Below are 7,797 nucleotides of genomic sequence, written 5' to 3'. Positions count from 1 at the left end.
CCTGGCCACCCCCGAGCACCGCGGACGGGCACTGTCATACGTGCTCCTGGGCACCACCGCGGGGGCCGTCGCGGGGCCCAACCTCGTGGGGCCGACGGGAGCGGTCGCCGAGTCGCTGGGCCTGCTCCCTTTGTCCGGTCCGTTCCTCCTCGCCGCCGCGGCCTACGGTGGAGCGGCACTGGTCATCTCACTGCTGCTGCGTCCCGATCCGCTGCTCGAGGCGCGGCGGCGGGCGACGGTGGGGCCGGACTCGGCGACAGCCTCGTCGTCGTTCCCGTCACCGGCCCCCGCGGTCGTCTCCTCCCCCGAGCCGGCCGCACCCTCCCGCATCTGGACCGGGGACGTGCTCACCGGGGTGGCGGTGATGGCCCTGACGCAGTTCGTCATGGTCGGGCTCATGACCATGACACCGGTCCACATGCGCGCGCACGATCACGCGGTGACCGTGGTGGGGCTGGTGATCTCCCTTCACGTGGCGGCGATGTTCCTGCCGGCCCCGCTGTCCGGTTACCTGGTGGACAGGTTCGGCACGCGCCTCGTGGCCGTCTCGGCAGGCCTGGTGCTGCTGACCTCTGGCGTCCTCGCCGCGGTCTCCCCGCCGCAGTCGACCGTGCTGGTCACCACGGCCTTGATCCTCCTCGGGCTCGGATGGAGCCTCGGACTGGTCGCCGGGACCACGGTCCTCACCACGTCCGTGCCGCTCTCGGTCCGCGCCACCGTCCAGGGGCAGGCCGACGTGGCGGTGGCGCTGTCCGGTGCGGCGGGTGGCCTGCTCTCGGGCCTGGTGTTCGCGTGGATCGACTTCCGCGGCCTCGGCTTCGCACTCGCGGCGCTGTCGTTGATCGTCGTGGCCTCGGTGCGGCCGAGGCGTGCGTCACGCGGGGCACCTGAGACGGGAACCGCGCGGCCCTCATCGAAGGTCCGCTGACCGCGTCAGGCGACGGCCACCTGATCCGACCGATGCCCCTCAGAGGACTCCCGCACCCGGGCGGCCAGGTCGACGCGCCACCACACCACGAACCCCCAGACGACGAACGCCCCGTACACCAGGTACAAGGCCGCTGACGGGTAGTACCCGGCCTTGAGGAGCAATGGGACACCCACGATGTCGACGCCGATCCACAGCAGCCAGAACTCCGTCCAGCCCCGGGCCATGCCGTAGGTGGCCAGGATCGACCCGGTGAAGATCCACGCGTCCGCCCACGGGCCCCACGATCCGAGCTCGGAGAAGACCCACCCGAAGACCAGGGTGCCGGAGATCATCCCGACGACGAGTCCCGCCCGTTGCCGGCCCGTGGCCCAGTGCGGATGGACCGCGACCGCCTCGACTCCCGCCTGCCCCGGCAGAGCCGCGCTGGCCCGCCGGTCCCGCGACCAGCGCCACCAGCCGTAGATCCCCACGGCGAGGAACATGACCTGGCGGCCGGCCTGACCGTAGAGATCGACGTCCTGCGGGGTGTGGAAGACACCTCCGAGGAAGACCGTGAGAAGCGTGAGATTGCCGACGATCCCCACCGGCCAGGCCCATACCACTCGGCGCATCCCGCCGATCGCGGCGGCCAACCCGAAGACGTTGCCGATGATCTCGCGCCACAGGATCGGTACTCCGCCGATCAACACCTGCGCGTCGAGGAATGAGACGAGAAGGCTCATCGTGTGCCCCTTTCACGGGCTCGGCACTCCACGGCCCAGGGCGTATGCCGCATCGCCCACGGTTCCACGGCCGAGCCGCGGTCCCTCGGGGGACACGCTGTTCTCTTCCATCCGGACTATGACCGTCGGCCCCGGGATCACACCGGGTCTGCTGACCCCCGCGAACGCGGTCCGGCCGGGCATGTCGCCTGGCCGCACCGCGTGTGCGGGGCGCTCGCGGGCTCGCCGCCGACCATGGGGCCGGTGACATCACCGCCGGTGGGGAATCTCACCCCGCCCTGAGAACGTGTTCCCGTTGTACTCCTCCCCGCTGCGACGCTGCAACTCCGGCCGGCGTCGAGAAGGGCGTTCGGCGCGTCCTCACCCGGCCGATGGGGGCGGGACTCTCTTGCCGACGTGAGGTGGGCGCGGTCACCGGTGCCACCCCGGGCGGGGGCGTGGCTCAGCCGATCGTCAGTTGGCCGTTCGCCTCGGTCACCGGGACCACGTCGAGGGGTCGCGGTGCCGGAGCGAGGGTGTTGCGGCCGTCGGTGGCGTCGTACTCCGCGCCGTGGAGTGGGCAGCGCAGGTGCAGGTCGCGGACCACCTGAACGGTCCCACCCTGGTGGGTGCAGCGGGCGGAGTACGCGACGAACTCCCCCTCGGTGGGCTGCGCGACGATCACCGTGGAGTCCCCCGACTTGACCTGCTTGGCGGTCCCGACGGGCACGTCCGACGCGGGCATGGTGCTGGCCTGCACCTCGGTCGTCTGCTGCACGGTCGAGGCAGGCTCCGCGGGTTGCGTCATCCCGCAGGCCGAGGCGATCCCCGGCAGCAGGATGATCCCGGGGAGAGCGGCCAGGACGGTACGGCGCTGCGTGCACGGTCCGACGGTGACGGATGCTGCGGCGGGGTGCTCGGTCATGTGGCCCATCGTATCGGGCGGCCACGACCGACCTAGGCTGCGTTCCATGACCGTCCGACGCCTCCTGCCCCACGCCACCACGATCTTCTCCGAGGTCACCCAGCTCGCTGTGCGGTTCGGGGCCGTCAACCTGGGACAGGGCTTCCCGGACACCGACGGCCCCCCGTCGATGATCGAGGCCGCGGTGCGCGCCATGCGGGAGGGACACAACCAGTACCCACCCGGGACGGGGGTACCCGAGCTCCGGCACGCGATCGTCACGCACGAGACCGGGCACACGGGGCTGGTCCACGATCCGGACACCGAGGTACTGGTGACGGTCGGCGCGACCGAGGCGATCGCCGGTGCGGTGCTCGGCCTGGTGGAACCCCACGACGAGGTGGTGGTGATCGAACCGTCCTACGACTCCTACGCCGCCACCGTCGCGATGGCCGGGGCCACCCGGCGCCCCGCGCGGATGGTCCGCTCGGACGACCGTTTCCGCCTCGACGTGGACTCCCTGCGGGCGGCGTTCTCCCCGCGGACCCGGGCGGTGCTGGTCAACTCTCCGCACAACCCCACCGGTGCGGTGCTGCCCCGGGAGGATCTCGAGCAGATCGCGGCCCTGTGCCGCGAGTTCGACGCGATCGCGATCTCGGACGAGGTCTACGAACACCTGACGTACGACGACACCGAGCACGTCTCCATCGCCACCCTGCCGGGCATGGCCGAGCGCACCCTGCGGATCTCGAGCGCCGGCAAGATGCTCAACTGCACGGGCTGGAAGATCGGGTGGGTGACCGGCCCGGCCGGGTTGGTCGCGGGTGTCCGGGCCGCCAAACAGTACATGAGCTACACCGCCGGTACCCCGTTGCAACTCGCCGTCGCGCACGCCCTGAGCCACGAGGACGAGTGGATCCGGGCGCTGCGGGCGCAGATGCAGGACAGGCGGGACCAGCTCGTGGGGATACTCACCGGGATCGGAGTGGATCTCGCCGTGACCCAGGGGACCTATTTCCTCACCGCGGACCCCCGGCCGCTCGGCGTCACCGACGCCGCGTCGTGGTGCCTGGAACTGCCCGAGAAGGTCGGCGTGGCGGCGGTTCCGTTCGCGCCGTTCACCGATACCTACTCCGCCGAGTGGTCGCATCTGGTGCGGTTCGCGTTCTGCAAACGACCCGAGGTGCTGTCGGAGGCCGGGCGCAGGCTGCGGGCGCTCGCGCCCTGAGACCGCGGGACTCTCAGCGCCCGGTGGTGAGGACGATCTTGCCCACCGCGCCGCGGCCGTCCATGAGTTCCAGAGCCTCGGACGCCTTGTCCAGCGGGAGCTCGACGCCCACGAGCGGGTCGAGCTTCCCCGCGGCCAACAGAGGCTCCACCTCGGCCCACTGTTTCTGCAGGTATCCGGGGTTGCTCATCCAGTACTCGCCCCATCCCACCCCCACGGCGCTCTTGTTGCCGAGCAGCAGGCGGTTGACCTTGACCGTGGGGATCTCGCCACCGGTGAAGCCGATCACGAGGATCCGCCCCTCCTGCCCGAGGGACCGGATGGAATCGGTGAACCGGTCGCCTCCCACGGGGTCCACCACGATGTCCACGCCCTTGCCGCCGGTGAGCTCCTTCACGGCGTCCTTGAAACCCTCGGGGGCGATGGCGTCGGACGCTCCGGCCCTGAGCGCCAGCTCCCGCTTCTCCTCGGAGGAGGCGACCGCGATCACGCGGGCACCGGATGCCACGGCGAACTGGGTGGCCGCGATGCCGATACCGCCACCCGCGCCGTGCACGAGAACCGTCTCCCCGGGCTCGAGTCGGCCGCGGTGCGCCAGGGCGAAGTGCACGGTGAGGACGTTCATCGGAATGGACGCGCCCTGGGCGAAGGTCATCGAATCGGGGAGCCGGAACACCTGGGCGGGGTCGGTGGAGACCACCTCGGCGAACCCTCCGAGGCCGGGGAAGGCGCACACGCGGTCGCCGGCGGCGAATCCCGACCCCTCGGGGGCGGAACGGACCACACCCGCCACCTCCGATCCGGGCACGAACGGCAGCGGCGGCGAGATCTGGTACTTCCCGCGGGTCTGGAGGACCTCGGGGAAGGTCACCCCCGAGGCGTGGACGTCGATGAGGACCGCTCCCGGCTCCGGCTCGGGGAGATCCACGACCTCCAGGGCGGCGGGTCCGTCATGGGATGAGATGTGAATGGCACGCATGGCCCCATAGTGTCAGCACACCCGTCGCGCCGGAACCGACGCACCGGATCACGTCTCGAGGTGCACCGGCGGGTTCGGCTCGTCCGTCTCGGGGTGACGACGCAGTCCCCGGCGTCGATGGAGATGCAGGGCGAGCCCCACGGCCACCACCACCTGGCCCACCTGGAAGGCCAGCGCCATCAGGATGAACTCCCGCCCGAACGTGGTGGGCAGGACCAGCAGCAGCGCGCAGACGCCCAGCAGCGTCACCGTGAGCATCTGGCCACCGGCGAGGAGTCGACGCGGGGTGGTGACCAGACGGCCACGGGACAGCAGCAACACCGAGTTCAAGGCCACGAGAAGACAGACCGGAACCCCGATCTGCGAGGGGAACAGGAACATGACCACGAACAAGGGGTGCGAGCTGAGCGTGACGGTCCCGGTCGCGACGAACTGCGGGACACTCCACAGCGCGGTGATGAGAGCGCAGGTCACGGTGATCCACGAGCCGCCCACCAGGATCCGCACCCGACGAGGATAACCGCGCCCCCAACCGGTGCGGCCCCTGCCCACCGCTCGGACCGGCCACGCCGCGAGGCCCCCCGCTACTCACTCCCTGGTGAGGGCCTCGCCTATGGGGGTGGGGCCGTCGGAGAACTCGATGGTGCGACCGATGGTGTCCGGCCTGCGCAGGACGGCCGCGGTGACGGCGGCCACGACGTCCCGGCTGGTGGCCCTGTCCTCGCGCTTCTCGGCACCCACGCCGATCGACTCCCCGCCGGCGTCATCCGTGAGCTTCCCCGGGCCGAGGATGGTCCACTGCAGTTCCGAATCCCGCAGGTGGGCATCGGCGTCGGCCTTGGCCTGCGCGTAGGGGTAGAACGAATCGCCCTCGGGCACGCCGTGCTCGGGTCCGGCCCCGTCGTAGGAGATCATGACGTAGCGCTCGACCCCCTCCTGCACGGAGGCGTCCATGGATCGGATCGCGGCGTCGCGGTCGACGGCGTAGGTGCGATCGGCGTCTCCGCCACCCGCTCCGGCGGCCCACACCACCGAACCGCTGCCGCGGAGCACCTCCCGCAATCCCTCGACGTCGAGCGTCTCGACATCCGCGACGACAGGGGTCGCGCCCACCTCCCGGATGTCGTCGGCCTGGTCCGGATTCCGGATCACCGAGTACACCTCGGCGCCCGCCCCCGCCAGGATCCGGGCCGCGCGGAGCGCCACCTTGCCGTGTCCGCCGATGATGGTCACAGGGCGTTCGATACTCATGGCCTCCGTTGTACTCCTCCACCCCGCCGTCGTGTGAGTCGCAGATCACTTCCCGGTCACTGTCCGGCCCGATCCGGTCACAACTCCACAACGACACGCCGTGGGCGCCCGTGTGGGTTCGCGTCCTGTCGGACCCTGTGTGCATCATGTGCTCATAAGCCGGTACTCACCGGTGAATCCCCAGCAATGCCCTCGGAGTCACGCATGTCCTTGTCCCGGTCCGGGTCGCTCACGCCCTCGGCGTCTCAGGCGCCCTTCGTCCTCCTCGCCGGGCTCCTGGCCCTCCTGCTCGTCGCGACCGGATGCACCATCCCCGTGCCCACGGGGTCCGCGGGCGAGACCACCCCGACCGAGACCTCGGAGGCGCCGGTTCCGGCGACCCTGCAGGTCACCCCGGCGGACGGCGCGACGGACGTGGCCGTGGTGGACGGCGTCCGCGCCCGGGTGGAGAACGGTTCGCTCAGCGAGGTGGTGCTGACCAACGACGCGGGCAAGGAGATCGAGGGCGAGCTGTCGCAGGACGCGACGTCGTGGGAACCCGCTGTCACCCTCGGATACGGGCGCACCTACACGCTGGATATCACCTACCGCGGAGCGACGGGCGGCCCGCGGACCGACTCGCGCACCTTCACCATGGCCACCCCACAGGCCATCGTCACCCCCAGCCTGGTCACCCCGGGCGGTGGCGCCCTGGAGTCGGATCGCGAGTACGGCGTCGGCATCATCGTGGCGGCGAGATTCGATCAGCCGGTCGCGGACAGGGAGACCGTCGAGAAGTACATGACGGTCACGACGGAACCGGCGGTCGAGGGCAACTGGTTCTGGCTCGACGACGCCACCGCGCACTGGCGGCCCCGGGACTACTACGAGACCGGCACCCGGGTGAGCGTGGATCTGGACACCGAGGGCAGGAACCTCGGCGGCGGCCAGTGGGGTGGAGAGGGCGCGGAGGTCGACTTCGCCATCGGTGACCGCCGGGTGGCCATCGCGGACGACGACACCAAGACGGTCTCGGTGTTCCACAACCAGCAACTGGTCAAGACGATGCCCACGTCGATGGGCAAGGGCGGCTGGGCGACCCATAACGGCGTGAGCATGCACTTCTGGACCCAGCGGGGTGTCTACACCGTCCTCGACAAGGCCAGCACGGTGCTCATGGACTCCTCGACCTACGGTCTACCGCTCGACGTCGGGTACCGGGTGACGGTCGACCACGGGGTGCGCCTGACCAACGAGGGCATCTACTTCCACGCTCTCGCCTCGTCGATGTGGGCGCAGGGCAACACCAACGTCTCGCACGGATGCCTCAACCTGTCCCCCGATGACGCCGCCTGGTACTTCGACCAGGCGGTGGCCGGAGACATCGTCGAGGTCCGGAACACCGGTGGCCCGGAACAGCAGGTCCACCAGAACGGGGACTGGGCGGTCCCGTGGAGCACCTGGCAGAAGGGTTCCGCGGACTGAGGGTTCCTTTTGCCGGGGTCGACACGCTACTTTTGCGCGATGGAGCCCCGCTCACCCCAGATGAGACTGCCCGGAGTCGCGATCGGCCACTGGACGGATCCTTCCGCGTTGACGGGGTGCACCGTGGTGCTGCTCCCCGAGGGGTCGGTGGCATCGCGCGAGGTGCGGGGTGGCGCGCCGGCGACCCGCGACCTCGACGCACTCTCGCCGGACAAGGCGGTGGCCTCCGTCGACGCCGTCGTCCTCACCGGAGGCTCCGCGTTCGGTCTCGCGGCCGCCGAGGGGGTGATGCGGTTCTGCGAGGAGGCCGGGAGGGGCGTTCCCACGCCCGGCGGGCGC

9 protein-coding genes and 1 riboswitch are annotated in these 7,797 nt (G+C 70.7%); of the genes, 4 read left to right on the top strand and 5 right to left on the bottom strand.

What is annotated here, in order from left to right; all coding sequences use genetic code 11:
• A partial coding sequence (locus G6026_RS02155) for an MFS transporter (RefSeq protein WP_182612130.1) occupies positions 1 to 928 on the top strand: 928 nt, incomplete at its 5' end.
• A gap of 5 nt (positions 929 to 933) precedes the next feature.
• Here the strand turns inward: G6026_RS02155 and G6026_RS02150 are convergent.
• Complete coding sequence (locus G6026_RS02150) at positions 934 to 1,653, bottom strand: nicotinamide mononucleotide transporter family protein (protein WP_107757574.1); 720 nt, start codon at positions 1,651 to 1,653, stop codon at positions 934 to 936.
• Positions 1,654 to 1,748: 95 nt separating this feature from the next.
• Positions 1,749 to 1,943: riboswitch (FMN riboswitch) on the bottom strand.
• A 152-nt stretch (positions 1,944 to 2,095) separates the two neighbouring features.
• Positions 2,096 to 2,557: a Rieske (2Fe-2S) protein gene (locus G6026_RS02145; protein ID WP_107758252.1), complete on the bottom strand. Its 462-nt coding sequence runs from the start codon at positions 2,555 to 2,557 to the stop codon at positions 2,096 to 2,098.
• 46 nt (positions 2,558 to 2,603) lie between these two features.
• On the opposite strand from G6026_RS02145, the gene G6026_RS02140 reads away from it, so the two are divergent.
• Positions 2,604 to 3,764 (top strand): pyridoxal phosphate-dependent aminotransferase, encoded by a 1,161-nt coding sequence (locus G6026_RS02140; RefSeq protein WP_182612129.1) that lies wholly within the window; start codon positions 2,604 to 2,606, stop codon positions 3,762 to 3,764.
• Between the two features lie 13 nt (positions 3,765 to 3,777).
• On the opposite strand, the gene G6026_RS02135 is transcribed toward G6026_RS02140, so the two are convergent.
• From G6026_RS02135 to G6026_RS02125, 3 genes are all read right to left on the bottom strand, one after another.
• Positions 3,778 to 4,743 carry an NADPH:quinone oxidoreductase family protein gene (locus G6026_RS02135; protein WP_107757576.1) on the bottom strand — a complete coding sequence of 322 codons (966 nt, stop codon included), beginning with the start codon at positions 4,741 to 4,743 and terminating at the stop codon, positions 3,778 to 3,780.
• Positions 4,744 to 4,791: 48 nt separating this feature from the next.
• Positions 4,792 to 5,250, bottom strand: a complete 459-nt coding sequence (locus G6026_RS02130) for a hypothetical protein (RefSeq protein WP_107757577.1) — start codon at positions 5,248 to 5,250, stop codon at positions 4,792 to 4,794.
• Positions 5,251 to 5,331: 81 nt separating this feature from the next.
• Positions 5,332 to 5,994 (bottom strand): NAD(P)H-binding protein, encoded by a 663-nt coding sequence (locus G6026_RS02125; protein ID WP_156607288.1) that lies wholly within the window; start codon positions 5,992 to 5,994, stop codon positions 5,332 to 5,334.
• A 204-nt stretch (positions 5,995 to 6,198) separates the two neighbouring features.
• Between G6026_RS02125 and G6026_RS02120 the strand changes: the two genes are divergently transcribed.
• Both G6026_RS02120 and G6026_RS02115 read left to right on the top strand, forming a co-directional pair.
• On the top strand, positions 6,199 to 7,458 hold the full coding sequence (locus tag G6026_RS02120) for an Ig-like domain-containing protein (RefSeq protein ID WP_182612128.1): 1,260 nt from the start codon (positions 6,199 to 6,201) through the stop codon (positions 7,456 to 7,458).
• A 60-nt stretch (positions 7,459 to 7,518) separates the two neighbouring features.
• A partial coding sequence (locus tag G6026_RS02115) for a P1 family peptidase (protein WP_241727920.1) occupies positions 7,519 to 7,797 on the top strand: 279 nt, incomplete at its 3' end.

The sequence above is a fragment of the Dietzia sp. DQ11-38-2 genome (assembly GCF_014145055.1).
Lineage (GTDB): Bacteria > Actinomycetota > Actinomycetes > Mycobacteriales > Mycobacteriaceae > Dietzia.
The sequence above is the reverse complement of the archived record's forward strand: the minus strand, read 5'-3'. Positions and strand labels throughout refer to the sequence as shown.

Bases quoted from the DNA above. Each gene is read 5' to 3' on its own strand.
- G6026_RS02150 (WP_107757574.1), bottom strand. From the start codon at position 1,653: ATGAGCCTTCTCGTCTCATTCCTCGACGCGCAGGTGTTGATCGGCGGA.
- G6026_RS02145 (WP_107758252.1), bottom strand. From the start codon at position 2,557: ATGACCGAGCACCCCGCCGCAGCATCCGTCACCGTCGGACCGTGCACG.
- G6026_RS02140 (WP_182612129.1), top strand. From the start codon at position 2,604: ATGACCGTCCGACGCCTCCTGCCCCACGCCACCACGATCTTCTCCGAG.
- G6026_RS02135 (WP_107757576.1), bottom strand. From the start codon at position 4,743: ATGCGTGCCATTCACATCTCATCCCATGACGGACCCGCCGCCCTGGAG.
- G6026_RS02125 (WP_156607288.1), bottom strand. From the start codon at position 5,994: ATGAGTATCGAACGCCCTGTGACCATCATCGGCGGACACGGCAAGGTG.
- G6026_RS02120 (WP_182612128.1), top strand. From the start codon at position 6,199: ATGTCCTTGTCCCGGTCCGGGTCGCTCACGCCCTCGGCGTCTCAGGCG.